The following is a 16,802-nucleotide window of genomic DNA, read 5'->3' on the forward strand; positions in this document are numbered from 1 at the left end:
ACAAGCCATGGCAAGGAAATATTCGCGGAAGGCATCGGGCGATGTAGAGCGCGCGATGAAGAAACGCAAGGCCGGCACGCTGCGCAGCGGCCGCTCCAAGAAGAAGGTGAAGAGCCGCAAGCAGGCGATCGCGATCGGGCTATCCGAGGCGCGTGCCAAGGGCAGGAAGGTGCCGAAGAAGTCGTCAAAGAAGAAGACGGCGAAGAAGCGCAAGACTGCCAAGAAGCGGAAGAGCTCGAAGAAGAAGTAACGGATGAGTTGCATCCATCCGTCATTGCGAGGAGCGTAGCGACGAAGCAATCCATCCCTCCGCGTATGTGGAGAGATGGATTGCTTCGCTGCGCTCGCAAGGACGAGAGATCTCATCCCGCCTTGCGTCGCCGCGCGCTTGACCGGTGCGCCTTCTTGGCGGCGCGGCGATGCGGGGTCGGGCGGCGCGCGGTGGAGCGCGAGCGCCTTGCGCCGCTCTTGCCGCCTTTCAGGCTCTGCTGCAGCGCGTCCATCAGGCTCACGACGTTGCTTGGCTTCTCCTCGCGCTCGGCGGCCTTGATCGGCTTGCCGGCCGCCTTGCGGCGGACCAGGGCCTTCAGCGCGGTCTCGTACTCGTCCTTGAATTTCGACGGATCGAAATGCGCGGCCTTGCTGTCGAGGATATGACCGGCGAGCTCGATCATGTCCTTCGTGACCTTCGGGCTCTTGATGTCGTCGAAATAATCGTCGGCGTCGCGCAGCTCGTAGGGGTAGCGCAAGGTGGTGCCGAGCATACCCTTGTCGAGCGGCTCGATCGCTATCACATGCTCGCGGTTGGTCAGCACGATCCGCGCCAGCGCGACGCGGTCCTGATCCTTCATGGCGTCGCGGATCACCGCGAACGCGTCGACGCCGGCCTTGCCGTCGGGCCTGATGTAGTAGGGGTGGTCGAGATAGCGCTTGTCGATCTCGCCCTCGGGCACGAAGCTGTCGATGTCGATGGTATGGTTGCTCTCGATCTGCACCGCTTCGAGCTCGTCCCTCTCGATCTCGACATATTTTCCCTTGCTGACCTCGTAGCCGCGGCCCTTCTGATCGCCCTCGACAACGTCGCCGGTCTCGGTATCGACCATCTGCTGCTTCAGCCGGTTGCCGGTCTCCCGGTTGATCATGTGGAAGCGGGTCTTCTCGACCGCGGTCGAAGCCGGGTAGAGCGCCACCGGGCATGACACCAGCGAGAGCTTGAGCGTGCCTTTCCAGTGGGCGCGGGGAGCGGACATGATCGCCTCCAAACAGCTTGAGTTTGGAACTTGAACGGATACCGTGGGTTTTGGTTCCTGATGGCCGCACGGAGGCGGCGGCCGTCGTTTGAGCCGAGGGTTTGCCGAGGTTTGTTGTGTCGCTGAGAAACCTGTCCACCTATCGCAAGAAGCGCGACTTCGAGAAGACCAACGAGCCGTCGGGCGACGTCAAGGTCGCACCCAGCAAGCAGCGGCGCTTCGTCATCCAGAAGCACGACGCGACGCGGTTGCATTACGATCTGCGGCTCGAATTCGACGGCGTCTTCAAGTCCTGGGCGGTGACGCGCGGGCCCTCTCTCGATCCGCATGACAAGCGGCTGGCGGTGGAGGTCGAGGATCATCCGCTCGACTATGGCGATTTCGAAGGCACCATTCCCGAAGGCCAGTACGGCGGCGGCACCGTGCAGCTGTGGGATCGCGGCACCTGGGAATCGGACGATCCCGAGCGCGGCTTCAAGAAGGGCGACCTGAAGTTCACGCTTGAGGGCGACAAGCTGCACGGCAGCTGGGTGCTGGTGCGGATGAAGGGCGACCGCTTTGGCGGCAAGCGCACCAACTGGCTCCTGATCAAGCACCGCGACGAATATGCCGTTGACGGCAACGGCGAGGAGATCCTCGACGAGGACCGTTCGGTCGCCTCCGGACGCTCGATGGCGCAGATCGCGGCCGGCAAGGGCCGGGCGCCGAAGCCGTTCATGCTGGCCAAGGGCAACGGCAAGGCCAAAGCGGACGCGGTCTGGCAGTCCAACCATGGCATGGCTGCGGACGCGCGCGCCAGGACCAAGGCGCCGGCGCCCAAGGAGCGGCTGAAAGTGGCGCGGCAGGCGAAACCGAAGCAGGTATCGGAGATGCCCGATTTCGTCGCGCCGCAGCTCTGCGCCGCGGTGGAGTCTCCACCCAACGGAACGGGCTGGTGCCACGAGATCAAGTTCGACGGCTACCGCGTACAGTTGCGTGTCGAAGACGGCGAGGCCGTGCTGAAGACGCGCAAGGGGCTCGACTGGACCGCCAAGTTCGGCGCGATCGTGAAGGAGGCGGAGAAGCTGCCCGACGCGCTGATCGATGGCGAGATCGTCGCGCTCGACAAGAACGGCACGCCGCATTTTTCGACGCTGCAGGCCGCGCTCTCCGACGGCAAGACGGATCGGCTGATCTTCTACGCGTTCGACCTGCTGTTCGCCGGCACTGAGGACCTGCGCCCGCTGCCGCTCGCCGAGCGCAAGACGCGGCTGAAGCAATTGCTCGCGGCGCGCAAGGGCAAGAACCCTCTGATCCGCTATGTCGAACATTTCGAGCAGCGCGGCGAGGCGGTGCTGGAATCCGCGCGCAAGCTCGGCCTCGAAGGCATCGTCTCCAAGCGGCTCGACGGTGCCTACCGTTCCAGCCGCTCCGACGACTGGACCAAGGCAAAAATCCGCGCCGGCCATGAGGTGGTGCTCGGCGGCTGGAAGACCACCAATGGCAAATTTCGCTCGCTGATGGCGGGCGTCTATCGCGGCGATCATCTGGCTTTTGTCGGCATCGTCGGCACCGGCTTCGGCCAGGACACGGTCCGCCGCATTATGCCGGCGCTGAAGGCGGCGGAGGCGGACAAGAGTCCGTTCGGCGGCAAGGACGCGCCGAAGAAGACCCGCGACGTGCACTGGCTCAAGCCGGAGCTGGTCGCCGAGATCGAGTTCGCCGGCTGGACCGACGCCGGCAATATCCGCCAGGCCGCCTTCAAGGGCCTGCGCCAGGACAAGCCGGCGCACGAGGTCGAGGCCGAGCGGCCGGTTGTAACCAAAGTGGTGAAGCCGATGGCCAAGGGCGTCGCGAAGAAGGGCACCGGGAAGGCGTCCAGCGAGGTGATGGGTGTCGTCATCTCGCACCCGGACAAGGCGCTGTGGCCCGATGCGGGCGATGGCGAGCCGGTCACCAAGCTCGACCTCGCCAATTATTTCGAGGCGGTCGGCGAATGGATGATCTCCTATCTCAAGGGCCGGCCGTGCTCGATCGTGCGTGCGCCCGACGGCATCAAGGGCGAGACCTTCTTCCAGCGTCATGCGATGGCCGGCACATCGAAGCTGCTCAAGCTTGCGAAGGTCTCGGGCGACCGTAAACCCTATTTGCAGATCGACCGGATCGAGGGCCTGGCGGCGGTCGCGCAGCTCGGCGGCCTCGAGCTGCATCCCTGGAATTGCGCGCCTGATGCCTATGACACGCCGGGCCGGCTGGTGTTCGATCTCGATCCTGCGCCCGATGTCGCATTCACCGACGTGATCGATGCCGCCAAGGACATGCGGCAGCGGCTGACCGCGGTCGGTCTCGAAAGCTTCTGCAAGACCACGGGCGGCAAGGGTCTGCACGTCGTCACACCGCTGCTCGCAGGCAGCAGGGACAAGGTGACGTGGAAGGAGGCCAAGGCGTTCGCGCAGGCGGTCTGCCAGTGGATGGCGCTGGACGATCCCGAGCGCTATCTGATCAACATGTCCAAGGCCAAGCGTACGGGAAAGATCTTCCTCGACTATTTGCGCAACGACAGGATGTCGACGGCGGTCGCGGTGTTGTCGCCGCGGGCGCGGCCGGGGGCGACGGTGTCGATGCCGCTGACCTGGCCGCAACTGCGCGGTGATCTCGATCCGAAGAAATTCACGCTGCGCACCGTGCCGGCCTTGCTCGCGAAGACGAAGGCTTGGGATGGCTACGAGGACGCGGCCTCGTCGATCAAGTCGGCGATGAAGAAGCTCGCGGCCAAGTAAGCGCCGTCCAACGAAGCACCACCCGCTTTCGCGGGTGATGCTGGTCGTCGATATCGGCAGGACGCAACGCTACCAAGGGCTACAGTCGTCCCATCAGGAGCAGGATCAGCAGAATCACGACGACCAGGCCAAGCCCGCCGCCGCCGTAATAGCCGGTGCCGTAAAACGGTCCGCCGCCGATGCCGCTGAAGCCGCCAAGCAGCGCAATGACCAGAATGATGAGAATGATCGTTCCAATTGACATCTAGCGTCTCCTCAGCCCCGCGGGCTCGTCTCGTTTCTGCCCTTCGGGAAGGAAAACAACCCGTAACTGTGAAGGTTCCGGAGTTGGCGCTGTGATAAAGCTGTGTGGTTCTTCCGTTTGCCTTGGAACAGAACTACATCAACCAAACCCACGGAGGAGTGCATCGCAATGTCGGCGCCGCTGATCGTTTCGATACCCCATAGCCTCGGCCGCGACGAGGCGATGCGCCGCTTGAAAACGGGCCTGTCGCGCGCGACGGCGAACCTGCCGGTCATAAGCGTCGACGAGGAGCGCTGGGACGACAACCGGATGAGCTTTCGTGTCCGAGCGCTGGGGCAGGTCGCGGCCGGGCATGTCGATGTCGAGGATTCCCATGTGCGGGTCGAGGTGACGCTGCCGTGGCTGCTGCAACGGTTCGCCGAGGTCGCGCAGGTGGCGATCCGCAAGCGCGGGCAATTGCTGCTGACCAAACGCTGACGCAGGACGTCAGGCGTGCGAGCGCGCCGGCCTTGCGGTGCGTTTCGTCCCCGCGACCTTTGTCTTGAGCACGGCAACCGGCAGATTGCCGAACAGTTCCGGGAGCTGAATCCGGGTTGCGCCATCCCTGAGCGCATATCCCGTCACGTCGATTTCACCTTCAAAAGCTTCGGGGCGCGGCCAGCTGCGGCCGCCCTGCGTGAACGGGGCGAATGACCTTGCCACCGCAACGATGGCCGCCTCGCGCCCATGGCGCCGCGCGAAGGCAATGACGTGATCGCGGTGCGGGCCGCTGACGGCGAGCGGCACGTAGTCGCCGCTGGTGAACACATCGGCCAGCTCGTTGCGGAGCCGTAGCAGATACCGCGTCCATGCGAATTTGAGACGGCCGTCGCGCCAGTTTTGCGCCAGCGCATCCCAATCCGGCATCTCCAGCGCGGCGAGCATTCCCGCCCGTTCGGTAAAGTCGACCGGGCGGCGGTTGTCCGGATCGACCAGCGAAAGATCCCAGCTTTCGGTGCCCTGGTAGAAATCCGGCACGCCCGGCATGGTTGCCTTCAGCGTGATCTGGCTGAGCGAATTCAGCGCGCCGATCAACGCGGTCCGTTGCGCCAGCGTCCCCAGCGCATCGAGCAATTCCGGCGAGGTCTTGCGATCGAGGATCCGCTCGATGAAGGCTTTCACGCCCGCCTCGTAACGCTCGTGCGGATTGAGCCAGCTGGTTTCCTGCTTGCCCTCGCGCGCCGCCTTCAGCGCGTACGCCAGGATGCGGGCGGCGAGCGAGGCATCATCGGGATCCCAGGCGCCAAGCAGAGCCTGATACAGCATGTATTCGAACGTCGCCGATGGCGCGCGCATCTCGCCGTCGAGCACCAGATGCGGCGCATTCAGCACTTTCCAGCGCGCCACCGCGCTGGTCCACTCGCCAGGGATTTCCGCAAGCGCCATGATGCGGGTGCGGGCGTCCTCGCCGCGCTTGGTGTCGTGGGTCGCGGTCGCCGTCATGCCGTGCGGCCATTCGCGGGCGCGGGCCTGCATCATGGCGTGGAAGGCCTCGGGTGCGATCGCGCCCGCCGCCGGATCGCCGCCAACCTCGTTGAGCGCCAGCAGCCGGTGATAGCGATAGAAGGCGGTATCCTCCAGCGACTTCGCCATCATCGGCCCGGTGAATTGCTGCACCTTCAGCGCGAAGCGCCGGACCCGCGGCGCGCCATGCGGCGGCCGGCCGGGCTGCAAAAGGTCCATGGTCAAGGCGTCGCGCAGGAAATCGAAGATGCCTTCGTCGGCGGCGAACCAGTCGGCGCGGGCGCGCTCGATGGTCTCGCTGATCAGCGTGCGGTCATGCGCGGCTGGTCCCGAGGCGGTGAGATAGGTGCGATAGACCGGAAAATGCAGCACGTAGAGCTCGAGCGCCTGCCGCAGACTGTCGCCGGAGAAGTCGCGGGTCGAGTAGTGACCGCTGGCAATGCGCGCGAGCAGCCGCGCCAGCACGGTGAATTCGCTGGTGAGCAGCGTCTCCAGCACGCGCTGCTTGGCCTCGCGCAACACCGGCGTCAGGTTCGGCGACTGGTTGCTGATCTGGCGCCAGATCTCGTTCAGTGGATCGAGGCCGCGACCGTCGACCAGTGCCTGGCTGATCGTGTTCATCCATTCATAGCCGGTGGTGCCGTGAACGCCGCTGAATTTCGGCAGCTTCTCGTCCTCGCCGAGGATCTTCTCGATCACCATGTAGAACGGCCTGGCCTTCGCGCCCTGCGCGGAGCGGATCAGGCGGCGCAGCCGCTGGAAGTATTGCGCGGGATCGCGCAGGCCGTCGATATGGTCGAGCCGCAGGCCCTGCAGCCGGTCCTCGGCGATCAGCCGCTTCACGAGGCTGTGGCTCGCCTCGAAGGTAGCGGCGTCCTCGACCCTGAGGCCGGCCAGCGTGTTGACGTCGAAGAAGCGGCGGTAGTTGATGTCGCTGGACGCCAGCCGCCAGTGGCCGAGCTTGTAGTGCTGGCGTTCCAGCAAATGATGCAGCGCCAGCGTCTGGGTCGGGCGGTCCTCACCGGCGCGATAGGCATCGAGGCCGCGTGCGATGGTTTCGGCGCCGCCCTCGATCGCCTTGATCGCCGCCTTCACCGCCGGCGCTTCGATGCGGTTGGGGTGACGCAGCGCCCGGTATTGCGCGGCGAGCTCGAGCATCGCGCGTCCGGCGGTGCTCTGGTCGGCGGCGGCCTCGCGGACGACGGTGCGCAGCACCTCGCCATAGCGCTCCGGCGCGATCGGCAGGCGGTGCTCGAGATACCAGGCCGAGAAGCTGCCCTCGTTCGCGTCATAGCGCAGTTCGATGTCGCCGCGCTCCAGCGCCTGGCCATAGGACGAGCCGAGGATCGGCAACAGCACGCCGCCGCGCGCGCGATAGGGCAATTGGTCCCAGTCGATGTCGAAGGAGACCGCGTGCGGCGACACCGGTCCCCATTCCAGCACATCGAGCCACCACGGATTGTCGGCGAAGTGAACGCCGACATGGTTCGGCACGAAATCCAGGATCAGGCCGAGATCATGGCGCTTCAATGCGTCGCTCAGCCGCGCAAAGCCCTCTTCGCCGCCGAGCTCCGGATTGAATTTGGTGTGATCGACGACGTCATAGCCGTGGGTCGAGCCCTTGCGCGCCTTCATGAAGGGCGACGCATAGACATGGCTGATGCCGAGCGCCTTCAGATACGGCGCCACGCCGGCGGCGGCATCGAAGTCGAAATCGGCAGTGAGTTGCAGACGGTAGGTTGCGATCGGGATCGCCGGAGGCATTGTGCTATCCGATGTGCCAGCGCACCGCCCAGCCGGGGAGGTCGCTCGACAACGCGCCGCCCCAGATCGCAGTTCCCTTCGGCTCCGGTCCATCGGGGATGTCGCGCTCGGACAAATTGGCGGTCAGCCGCAGCGTGCTGCCGTCGCCCATCTGCCAATGCGCCGTCAACAGGTCGCCAGCCACGATGGCATCGCCGAAACGGCACCCTTTGAGCCGGGGCATGATCTCCTGCCGGCGAACGGCGAGCAGGTCGCGCACCAGCGCAAGCCGCGCGCGCGCCGGATCATGGCCGAGCGCCGCCCAGTCGAGCACGGCCGACCGCACCGTTTCGTCGGCGAGCGGGTCGGGAATGTCGTCGCCATATTTGGCATAGGCCCAGGCGAACTCCTTGCGCCGTCCGGCGCGGACGGCATTGGCGAGGTCGCCCTTGAAATCGCAGAAGAACGGGAAGGGCGTCGTCGCGCCCCATTCCTCGCCCATGAACAGCATCGGCGTGGTCGGCGCGATCAGCGTCACCGCCAGCGCCGCCGCGACCGCCCCCGGCCGGGCAATGCTGACGAGACGATCGCCGAGCGGCCGGTTGCCGATCTGGTCGTGGTTCTGCAGGAAGTTGATGAAGCAGGTCGGCGACAGCATGCCGCTCGGCTCGCCGCGGGCCTTGCCGCCCCAGAACTCCGAGACTTCGCCCTGGTAGATGTAGCCGGACGACAGCGCGCGTGCGAGGTCCTGCTTCGGCGCCCGGTAGTCGCCATAATAGCCCTGGGTTTCGCCGGTCAGCAGCACGTGCCAGGCGTGATGATAGTCGTCGTTCCACTGGCCGCGGAATTTGCCGTGCGGCGGATCCTCGGTGGCATCGAGCAGGCTTGCAATGTTGTCGCCGTTCTCGAGCACGAGGTTGATGTAGCGACCGGTCTCGGTGGCGAGCTTGCCGGCGGCCTTGCTGAAGTCATGGAGCACGGAGACTTCGCCGGCTTCGACGATGGTGTTGACCGCATCGAACCGCAGGCCGTCGAAGCGATAGTCGCGCAGCCAGCTCACCACGCTGCCGATCGCAAACGCGCGCACTTCGGGCACGCGATAATCGATCGCGCTGCCCCACGGCGTGTGCGCGTCACTGAAGAAGGAGGGCGCATAGCGGCCGAGATAATTCCCCTCGGGGCCGAAATGGTTATAGACCACGTCGAGCATCACCATCAGCCCGCGTAGATGCGCTTCGTCGATCAGGGTCTTCAGGTCCTCGGGCCGGCCATAGGCGCTGTCGGGCGCGTACCACAGCACGCCGTCATAGCCCCAGTTGCGCTTCCCGGCGAAATCCGCCAGCGGCATCAGCTCGAGCGCGGTGATGCCGGTCGCTACGAGATGATCGAGCTTGTCGATCATGGCGCGATAGGTGCCCTCTCGGGTGAAGGTGCCGACATGGGCCTCGAGGACGACGGCTTCATGCCAGGGACGGCCGCGCCAGTCCGTCGCGCGCCACTTGAAGGCGGCGTGGTCGATCACCTCGCTCGGGCCGAACACGTCGTCCGGCTGGAATGCGGAGGCGGGATCCGGCACATCGACTTCGTCATCGATGCGGAATTTGTAACGCGTGCCGGCGCGCGCGCCCGGGATCTCGGCGACGTACCAGCCGGCTGCATCGCGCGTGAGCGGATGCGGTTTGTCGATCAGCAGGTCGACGCGCTTGGCCGCCGGCGCCCAGAGCCGGAAGCGCGTGCCGTCAGATGTCAGCTCGGCGCCGAAATGTTGTCTATTCATGTGGAGCCTGCAAATGCCAGCACCGAGCGCGGCGGTGCCTTGGTATCGGCGCCGGATGCGAATTGCTCAGCCGTTTGCTCGGCCTTGGTCGTGTTCAAGACCTGCCCCCAGCTCTTGTATTCCGTCATCCCCGGCATCCTGAACACGATTTCCTGCGGTGCGGCATTGAGCACGATAAAGATCGGCGCCTGTCCTGGTTCCATCGGTCCCAGCACATAGGCGAGGAATCGGCTCTCGGGGAATTTCCAGTCGGATTCCTTCATCTCCTCCGCCGCGGGCGTCAGCCAGAGCACGCCGTAGCTGCCGTCGGTGCGGCGGCCGTCGAGCCAGCGCTGGCAGCGGATCTGGCCGAAGCGCTGGCGCAGCGCAGTGAGGTGGCCGATGAAATCGATGGCGTCGTCGTCCGTGCCGAGGTTCTCCCAGCCGATCCAGCCGGTCTCGTTGTCCTGGCAATAGGCGTTGTTGTTGCCACCTTGCGTGTTTGCGACCTCGTCGCCGGCGAGGATCAAAGGCGTGCCCTGTGCGAGCAGCAGACAGGCCAGCGCATTCTTCCGCAGCTGGCGGCGCAGCGCGATGATGGCAGGATCGTCGGTCGGGCCCTCATGGCCGCAATTGTTGCTATGATTGTCGTTTGAGCCGTCGCGATTGTCCTCGCCATTGGCCTCGTTGTGCTTCTCGTTGTAGCTGAAGAGATCGGCGAGCGTGAAGCCGTCATGCACCGTGATGTGGTTGACGCTGGCGCGGGTCGCACGGTTGTCGTGGTGGAACAGATCGGAGGATGCGGTCATGCGGCCCGAGATGTCGCCGATCAGGCTGCCTTCGCCGCTCCAGTAGCGCCGCATCGCGCTGCGATAGCGGTCATTCCATTCCGACCATTGCGATGGAAACGCACCGACCTGGTAGCCGCCGAGACCGAGGTCCCAGGGCTCGGCGACCATCTTGGCGGTCGCCAGTACCGGGTCCTGGCGGATCGCGGTGAGGAAGGGGTGGTTGCGATCGAACCCGTTCGGCCCGCGCGCCAGCGTGGTAGCCAGATCGAAGCGGAAGCCGTCGACATGGCAGACCTCGACCCAGTAGCGCAGCGAATCCATCACCATCTGCAGCACGCGCGGATGGGTGAGGTTGACCGAGCTGCCGCAGCCGGTGAAGTCGTCGTAGAAGCGTGGGTTCTCGCGGTTCAGCCAGTAATAGGAGGCATTGTCGATGCCGCGGAAGCACAGCGTCGGGCCCATATGGTTGCCCTCGGCGGTGTGGTTGTAGACGACGTCGAGCAGCACCTCGATGCCGGCATCGTGCAGCCGCGCTACCGTGGTGCGGAAGGAATCGAGCGCGTTGTCCTGGGCGTAGCGTGCCTCCGGCGCGAAGAAGGCGATGGTGTTGTAGCCCCAGTAGTTCGCCAGCTTCTTCTCGACCAGGATACGGTCGTCGATCAGGCCGTGGATCGGCAACAGCTCGATGGTGGTGACGCCGAGCCGCTTGAGGTGGTCGATCATCGCCGGCGACGACAATCCGCCATAGGTGCCGCGCAGGTTCGGTGGCACGTCCTCGCGCTTCTGCGTCAGGCCCTTGACGTGGGCCTCATAGATGATGGTGTCTTCCCAGGGGATTTGCGGCCGGATCTCGCGGCGTCCCCAGTTGAAGGTCTCGTCGACCACGACTGCCTTCGGCATGCCGCGGGCATTGTCGCGCCGGTCGAACGAGAGGTCTTCGCGCGCGCTGCCGGTGCGGTAGGCGAAATGCGCATCGCTCCATACCAGCCGGCCGGCGAGCCGCTTGGCGTAGGGGTCGAGCAGCAGCTTGTTGGCGTTGAAGCGATGGCCGCGCTCCGGCGCGTAAGGCCCGTAGACGCGATAGCCGTAGAGCTGGCCCGGCGAGACGTCGTTGAGATAGCAGTGCCAGACGTCCTCGGTGCGCTCCGGCATCTCGATCCGCTCGAGCTCGCGGCGGCCCTGGCCGTCGAACAGGCACAGCTCCACCTTCTCCGCATTCGCCGAGAACAGCGCAAAATTGGTGCCTCTGCCGTCCCAGCTTGCACCGAGCCGTGCGGACGTACCCCCGGTCAGTCGCATCAATCAGCTTTCCGGTACGAGGAAGATCGCAGCCAGCGGCGGAATGGTCAGGCTCAGTTCGGGCGTGGCGTCCTCCGATGCGCGCACCTCGCCGACATTGCCGACATTGGTGCCGCCGTAATGCGCGGAATCCGAGTTGAACACCTCGTGCCACTTGCCCGCGAACGGCACCGGGACGCGATAGTTGCGGTAGACGTTGGGTGAGAAATTCGCGACCACGAGGCAGCGTGCGCGCTCAGCATTGCCCTTGCGGATCCAGGCGAACAAATTGTTGTTGGCATCGTCGGTGACGACCCATTCGAAGCCGGCCTGGTCGCAGTCGAGCTCGTGCAGCGCCGGCAGCGCGCGATAGAGCCGGTTGAGGTCGCGGACGAGGTTCTGGATGCCGCTGTGCCTCGGTTGTTGCAGCAGATGCCAATCGATCGAATAGTCGTGATTCCACTCGCGTTCCTGGCCGAACTCGCAGCCCATGAACATCAGCTTCTTGCCGGGGTGACCGAACATGAAGCTGTAATAGGCGCGCAGATTGGCAAAGCGCTGCCAGTCGTCGCCGGGCATGCGGCCGAGGATCGAGCGCTTGCCGTGCACGACCTCGTCGTGGGATAGCGGCAGGATGAAATTCTCCGAGAAGGCGTAGTGCAGGCCGAACAGGATGTCGCCGTGATGGTATTTGCGGTGGATCGGGTCCTTGCCGATATATTTCAGCGTGTCGTGCATCCAGCCCATGTTCCACTTGTAGCCGAAGCCGAGCCCGCCATACTCGACCGGGCGCGACACCTGCGGCCATGCGGTGGATTCTTCCGCCGCCGTCGTCGCCTGCGGAAAATGCGCGAACAATTCGGTGTTGAAGCGGCGCAGGAAGTCGATCGCCTCGATGTTTTCCCGGCCGCCATATTTGTTCGGGATCCAGCCGCCGGCGGGACGGCTGTAGTCGAGATAGAGCATGGAGGCGACGGCATCGACGCGCAGCCCGTCGATGCCGTAGCGATCAAGCCAGAACAGCGCGTTCGACACCAGGAAGTTGGTGATCTCGGTGCGCCCGTAATTGTAGATCAGCGTACCCCAATCGAGGTGACGGCCCTGCAGCGGATTGGCGTGCTCGTAGAGCGCGGTGCCGTCGAAATTGCCGAGCCCGTGCGGATCGTCGGGGAAATGCCCGGGCACCCAGTCGAGCAGCACGGCGAGCCCTGCGCCGTGGCAGGCGTCGATCAGCGCGGCGAAATCGTCCGGCGAGCCGAAGCGGCTGGTCGGCGCGAACATGCCCGTCGGCTGGTAGCCCCAGGAGCCGTCGAACGGATGCTCTGATATCGGCAGGAATTCGACATGGGTAAAGCCCATGTCGCTGGCATAGGCCGGCAGCTGCTCCGCCATCTCGCGATAGGTCAGCCACTCATTGCGGCCCTTGCGCCGCCACGACCCGAGATGGACCTCGTAGATCGACATCGGCGAGCTCAGCGCGTTGACGCGATCCGGCGCCGGGCGCGGATGCGGGATCCTGCGCTCGTCGATCACGATCGAGGCGGTCTTCGGGCGCACCTCGGCGGCGAACGCCAGGGGATCGGACTTCAGCGGCAGATGCTGGCCGTTGCGCCCGATGATCTCGAACTTGTAGTGATCGCCGACCCGCGCGCGCGGGATGAACAGCTCCCAGTAGCCCGGGCCGCGCACGCGCATCGGGTGGCGGCGGCCATCCCAGAAGTTGAAGTCGCCGACCACGCTGACCCGGCGCGCATTCGGCGCCAGCACCACGAAGCCGATGCCGTCGACGCCGTCGAGCGTCATCGGATGCGCGCCGAGCGTATCGTAGACGCGCTGATGCGTGCCTTCGCCGAGCAGATAGAGATCGAAATCGCTCAGGATCGGCGGAAAGCGATACGCATCCTCCAGCTCGACGACGTTGTCACCGAAGCGGGCGCGGAGCTGGTAGCGCGTCGAGCCGTTCGGCAGGGGGCCTGCGAACAGGCCGGCGTCATGGATCCGCGCCAGCTGTGCGGTCTCGCCATGCTCGCCGATCGCCTCGACATTGCTGGCATCGGGCAGGAAGGCGCGCACGACGTTGCGATCCCCCTCGGGGTGAAGCCCGAGATAGTGGAAGGGGTCGGAGTGGCGGCCCTCGATGATGGCATAGGCCTCGGCGGGCAGTTTGCTCATGCAACCTCATGCGGCTGTTGCGCCAGGATCCTCAGCAGGCCGGTGAGCGGCACCCGCAGCCAATCCGGCCGGTTGGCCAGCTCATACTCGATCTCATAGAAGGCTTTCTCAAGCAGGAAAAAATTGAGCAGGCGATCGGCCGTCTTGGCGTCGGCGGGCCACATCCGCTGGCCTGCCACCGTCTCGCGATAGGCCGCCAGCAGGGTATCCGCGGCCTGGTCGCGCCAGTCGGCCAAGGCGAGGCTCAACCGGCCGCTCTCGTCGGGGGAGACCTTGAGCGTGCGTTCCAGCGCGGCGGTCGCCGCATAGTCGATCGAACGGATCAGGCCGGCGACGTCGCGCGCCGGCGGTGCCTTGCGCCGCCGCTCGGCGATGGTGCGGCCCGGTCCGCCGTCGAAATCGATGATGAAGACGTCGTCCTTGACCACCAGCAACTGACCGAGATGCAGGTCGCCGTGATGGCGGATGTTGAAGCCGTCGGTTTCGCGCGGCAGGAGTGCCTTGAGCCGCTCCGGCAGCGTGTCGTGCTGGGCCTGCAACTGATCGGCCAGCAGCCGGTCGGCCTCCTTCAGGGAGCCGCGCCGCTGCTTCAGCGTATCGAACACGCGCTCGGCCCGCGCCATGATCTCGTCGGCCCAGCGCTGCAGGTCGTCGGGCTTGGTCTGCTCGGGCGCGAAGTCCGGCAGGTCGCGGTTGCTGGCGAGCGCCAGATGCAGCTCGGCGAGCCGCTTTCCGCTATGCGACATGTGGCGCAGATAGGTGGCCTGGTCGCCGTTCTCCACGGGGTGCTCGCTCACTGTGAGCAGGCGCTGCCGTTCGACCAGGCGGTCGAGGTGTGCGCCTGCGATGGTCCAGAGGTCGCCCTGGTTGACGACCATCGCATGCAGGACGGCGATGGCGCTGCGCTTGTCGCCCTCGATCAGCTCGGCGGTGCCGAGCAAGGCAGGGGTGTTCGGAAAGTTGACCACTTCGGTGAGGAAGCGGCCCATCTCGATCTCCGGATTGATGCCGACCTCGAGCTTGCGGTAGATCTTGGTGACATATTCGTTGTCGACCAGCGCGGTCGAATGCGGCTGGTCGTTCTCGAAGACCCGGATGCGCTCGGGCTGCCGCACCGGCCGGTCGGAGAAGCGGCTGGTCGGCCGGAATTCGAGCTTGAGGCCCTGCTCACCTTCGTCGACCGTGAGGTTTTCCCGCAAGTTGCGCAGGAACAGGCCGGTGAAGATCTGGTCGGTGGCGACATCGAGCAAGGTGCCCTCGCGCGCGCCCTGGCGTACGGCGGCGAATGCGCGCGGATTGTAGCGCTCGCGGTCGAAGCGCACCCACTCGATCTGCATCGGCAGCACATAGCGGCTGGTGGTGCCGCGCTGCGTGGTCTCGAAGAAGGCGAGCCACGGCCGGTTGTCGCCGATGTCGCAGAACGGGATCGCGGAGACCAGCATCGGCTGGATCGCGCTCGCCGAGCGCTCCGGATACCAGCGCGTACGGGCGAGATGGCCGGGCAGCACGTCGTGCTCGAACACGCCGCGGGTGCGCGCCAGTGACATCCAGGTCGAATTCAGCGGCACCACCAGCGTCTCGAATTCCGGGACCGCGCGCGGCGTTACCGGCTCGGACTTGTCGCGCTCCTGCATCTGGAACCAGTAGAAGCCGTACGGCGCGAGCGTGATCATGTAGGGCAGCTCGCCGATCGCGGGAAAGCGCGTGCGCCCGAGCATCTCGAGCGGAATGCGGTCCTTGAAGGCGGAGAGGTCGAGCTCGGTGGCCTGCGCCGACCGCGACAGATTGGCGACGCACAGGATCGCCTCACCCTGGTACTGGCGCACATAGGCCAGCACCGAGCGGTTCTCCGGGCGGATGAAGGTCATGGTGCCGCGCCCGAAGGCAAGCGTCGACTTGCGTACCGCGATCAGCCGCTTGGTCGCCGACAGCAGCGACGATAGGCTGCGCGACTGCGCCTCGACATTGACGGATTCATAGCCGTAGACCGGGTCCATGATCATCGGCGCGTAGAGCCGCGCCGGGTCGGCGCGCGAGAAGCCGCCGTTGCGGTCCGGCGACCACTGCATTGGCGTCCGCACGCCGTTGCGGTCGCCGAGATAGATGTTGTCGCCCATGCCGATCTCGTCGCCGTAATAGATGATCGGCGTGCCCGGGAACGACAGCAGCAGCGAGTTCATCAGCTCGATCTTGCGTCGGTCGTTGTCCATCAGCGGCGCAAGGCGGCGGCGGATGCCGACATTGATGCGGGCGCGCGGATCGTTGGCGTAGGTCGACCACAGATAGTCGCGCTCGACGTCGGTGACCATTTCCAGCGTCAGCTCGTCGTGATTGCGCAGGAACAGCGCCCACTGCGCAGCGGCGGGAATGTCGGGCGTCTGCCGCAGGATGTCGGTGATCGGAAAGCGGTCTTCCTGGGCGATCGCCATGTAGATGCGCGGCATCAGCGGGAAGTGATAGGCCATGTGGCATTCGTCGCCATGACCGAAATATTCCTGCACGTCCTCCGGCCATTGATTGGCTTCGGCCAGCAGGATCTTGCCCTTGGCATAGGCGTCGAGCTCCTGGCGCAGCCGCTTGATGATGGCATGCGTCTCCGGCAGGTTCTCGTTGTTGGTGCCGTCGCGCTCGCACAGATAGGGAATGGCGTCGAGCCGGAAGCCGTCGACGCCGGTGTCGAGCCAGCGCTTCATCACCTGCACGATGGCGCGCACCACGCGCGGATTATCGAAATTCAGGTCCGGCTGGTGCGAGAAGAAGCGGTGCCAGTAGAACTGACCGGCCTCCGGATCCCAGGTCCAGTTCGACTTCTCCGTATCCGTGAAGATGATCCTTGTATCGAGGTATTTCTGGTCGGTGTCGCTCCAGACGTACCAGCTGCGCGCGCTCGAATTCGGCGGGCTGCGGCGCGCGCGCTTGAACCACGCATGCTGGTCCGAGGTGTGATTGACGACCAGCTCGGTGATGACGCGCAGGCCGCGCTTCTTGGCCTCCTGGATGAAGCGCTTGAAGTCCTTCATCGTCCCGAAATCGGGATTGATGTCGCCATAGTCGCCGATGTCGTAACCGTCGTCGCGGCCGGGCGAGGGATAGAACGGCAACAGCCACAGCGCGGTGACGCCGAGCTCCTGCAGATAGCCGAGTTTCTCCGTCAGCCCCGCGAAGTCGCCGATGCCGTCATTGTTGCTGTCGGCAAATGCCTTGACATGCAGCTGGTAAATGATCGCGTCCTTGTACCACAGCTGGTCCGCAGTCTCGGTTGCGACCTTCTCCTGGGTATTGACGGAGGAGAATACGTTCATGACG

Annotated in this window: 10 protein-coding genes; 3 read left to right on the forward strand and 7 right to left on the reverse strand. The window is 65.2% G+C overall.

Going from position 1 to position 16,802, the window contains the following annotated elements:
* The first annotated feature begins 7 nt into the window (after positions 1–7).
* A complete protein-coding gene (locus J6525_RS09955; RefSeq protein ID WP_225161094.1) occupies positions 8–250 on the forward strand; it encodes a DUF6496 domain-containing protein in 243 nt (80 codons plus the stop codon).
* Positions 251–362: 112 nt separating this feature from the next.
* Here the strand turns inward: J6525_RS09955 and ku are convergent, their stop codons facing one another.
* A complete protein-coding gene (gene ku, locus J6525_RS09960; RefSeq protein WP_225644011.1) occupies positions 363–1,250 on the reverse strand; it encodes a non-homologous end joining protein Ku in 888 nt (295 codons plus the stop codon).
* 116 nt (positions 1,251–1,366) lie between these two features.
* Here ku and ligD point away from each other — a divergent pair, with 116 nt between their 5' ends.
* Positions 1,367–4,009 (forward strand): DNA ligase D, encoded by a 2,643-nt coding sequence (gene ligD, locus J6525_RS09965; RefSeq protein WP_225644012.1) that lies wholly within the window; start codon positions 1,367–1,369, stop codon positions 4,007–4,009.
* Between the two features lie 79 nt (positions 4,010–4,088).
* Here the strand turns inward: ligD and J6525_RS09970 are convergent, their stop codons facing one another.
* Complete coding sequence (locus J6525_RS09970) at positions 4,089–4,253, reverse strand: DUF3309 family protein (RefSeq protein WP_076823921.1); 165 nt, start codon at positions 4,251–4,253, stop codon at positions 4,089–4,091.
* 168 nt (positions 4,254–4,421) lie between these two features.
* Here J6525_RS09970 and J6525_RS09975 point away from each other — a divergent pair, with 168 nt between their 5' ends.
* Positions 4,422–4,730, forward strand: a complete 309-nt coding sequence (locus J6525_RS09975; protein WP_092085676.1) for a polyhydroxyalkanoic acid system family protein — start codon at positions 4,422–4,424, stop codon at positions 4,728–4,730.
* A gap of 9 nt (positions 4,731–4,739) precedes the next feature.
* On the opposite strand, the gene treY is transcribed toward J6525_RS09975, so the two are convergent.
* The 5 genes from treY to treS are packed head-to-tail and all read right to left on the reverse strand — an operon-like array spanning position 4,740 to position 16,798.
* A complete protein-coding gene (gene treY / locus J6525_RS09980) occupies positions 4,740–7,520 on the reverse strand; it encodes a malto-oligosyltrehalose synthase (protein ID WP_225644014.1) in 2,781 nt (926 codons plus the stop codon).
* Positions 7,521–7,524: 4 nt separating this feature from the next.
* Entirely contained in the window at positions 7,525–9,276 is a 1,752-nt protein-coding gene (gene treZ / locus J6525_RS09985; RefSeq protein WP_225644016.1) for a malto-oligosyltrehalose trehalohydrolase, read from the reverse strand.
* Positions 9,273–11,345: a glycogen debranching protein GlgX gene (glgX, locus tag J6525_RS09990; RefSeq protein WP_225644018.1), complete on the reverse strand. Its 2,073-nt coding sequence runs from the start codon at positions 11,343–11,345 to the stop codon at positions 9,273–9,275. Before glgX ends, treZ begins: the two co-directional genes overlap by 4 nt.
* A gap of 3 nt (positions 11,346–11,348) precedes the next feature.
* On the reverse strand, positions 11,349–13,496 hold the full coding sequence (gene glgB / locus J6525_RS09995; RefSeq protein WP_225644020.1) for a 1,4-alpha-glucan branching protein GlgB: 2,148 nt from the start codon (positions 13,494–13,496) through the stop codon (positions 11,349–11,351).
* On the reverse strand, positions 13,493–16,798 hold the full coding sequence (treS, locus tag J6525_RS10000) for a maltose alpha-D-glucosyltransferase (RefSeq protein ID WP_225644022.1): 3,306 nt from the start codon (positions 16,796–16,798) through the stop codon (positions 13,493–13,495). The genes glgB and treS overlap by 4 nt, the downstream gene beginning before the upstream one ends.
* Positions 16,799–16,802: the final 4 nt, after the last annotated feature.

Source organism: Bradyrhizobium australafricanum (assembly GCF_020329495.1).
Classification (GTDB): Bacteria; Pseudomonadota; Alphaproteobacteria; order Rhizobiales; family Xanthobacteraceae; genus Bradyrhizobium; species Bradyrhizobium australafricanum.

Coding starts and splice junctions, on each gene's coding strand:
- J6525_RS09955 (WP_225161094.1), top strand. CDS start 8: ATGGCAAGGAAATATTCGCGGAAGGCATCGGGCGATGTAGAGCGCGCG.
- ku (WP_225644011.1), bottom strand. CDS start 1,250: ATGTCCGCTCCCCGCGCCCACTGGAAAGGCACGCTCAAGCTCTCGCTG.
- J6525_RS09970 (WP_076823921.1), bottom strand. CDS start 4,253: ATGTCAATTGGAACGATCATTCTCATCATTCTGGTCATTGCGCTGCTT.
- J6525_RS09975 (WP_092085676.1), top strand. CDS start 4,422: ATGTCGGCGCCGCTGATCGTTTCGATACCCCATAGCCTCGGCCGCGAC.
- treY (WP_225644014.1), bottom strand. CDS start 7,520: ATGCCTCCGGCGATCCCGATCGCAACCTACCGTCTGCAACTCACTGCC.
- treZ (WP_225644016.1), bottom strand. CDS start 9,276: ATGAATAGACAACATTTCGGCGCCGAGCTGACATCTGACGGCACGCGC.
- glgX (WP_225644018.1), bottom strand. CDS start 11,345: ATGCGACTGACCGGGGGTACGTCCGCACGGCTCGGTGCAAGCTGGGAC.
- glgB (WP_225644020.1), bottom strand. CDS start 13,496: ATGAGCAAACTGCCCGCCGAGGCCTATGCCATCATCGAGGGCCGCCAC.
- treS (WP_225644022.1), bottom strand. CDS start 16,798: ATGAACGTATTCTCCTCCGTCAATACCCAGGAGAAGGTCGCAACCGAG.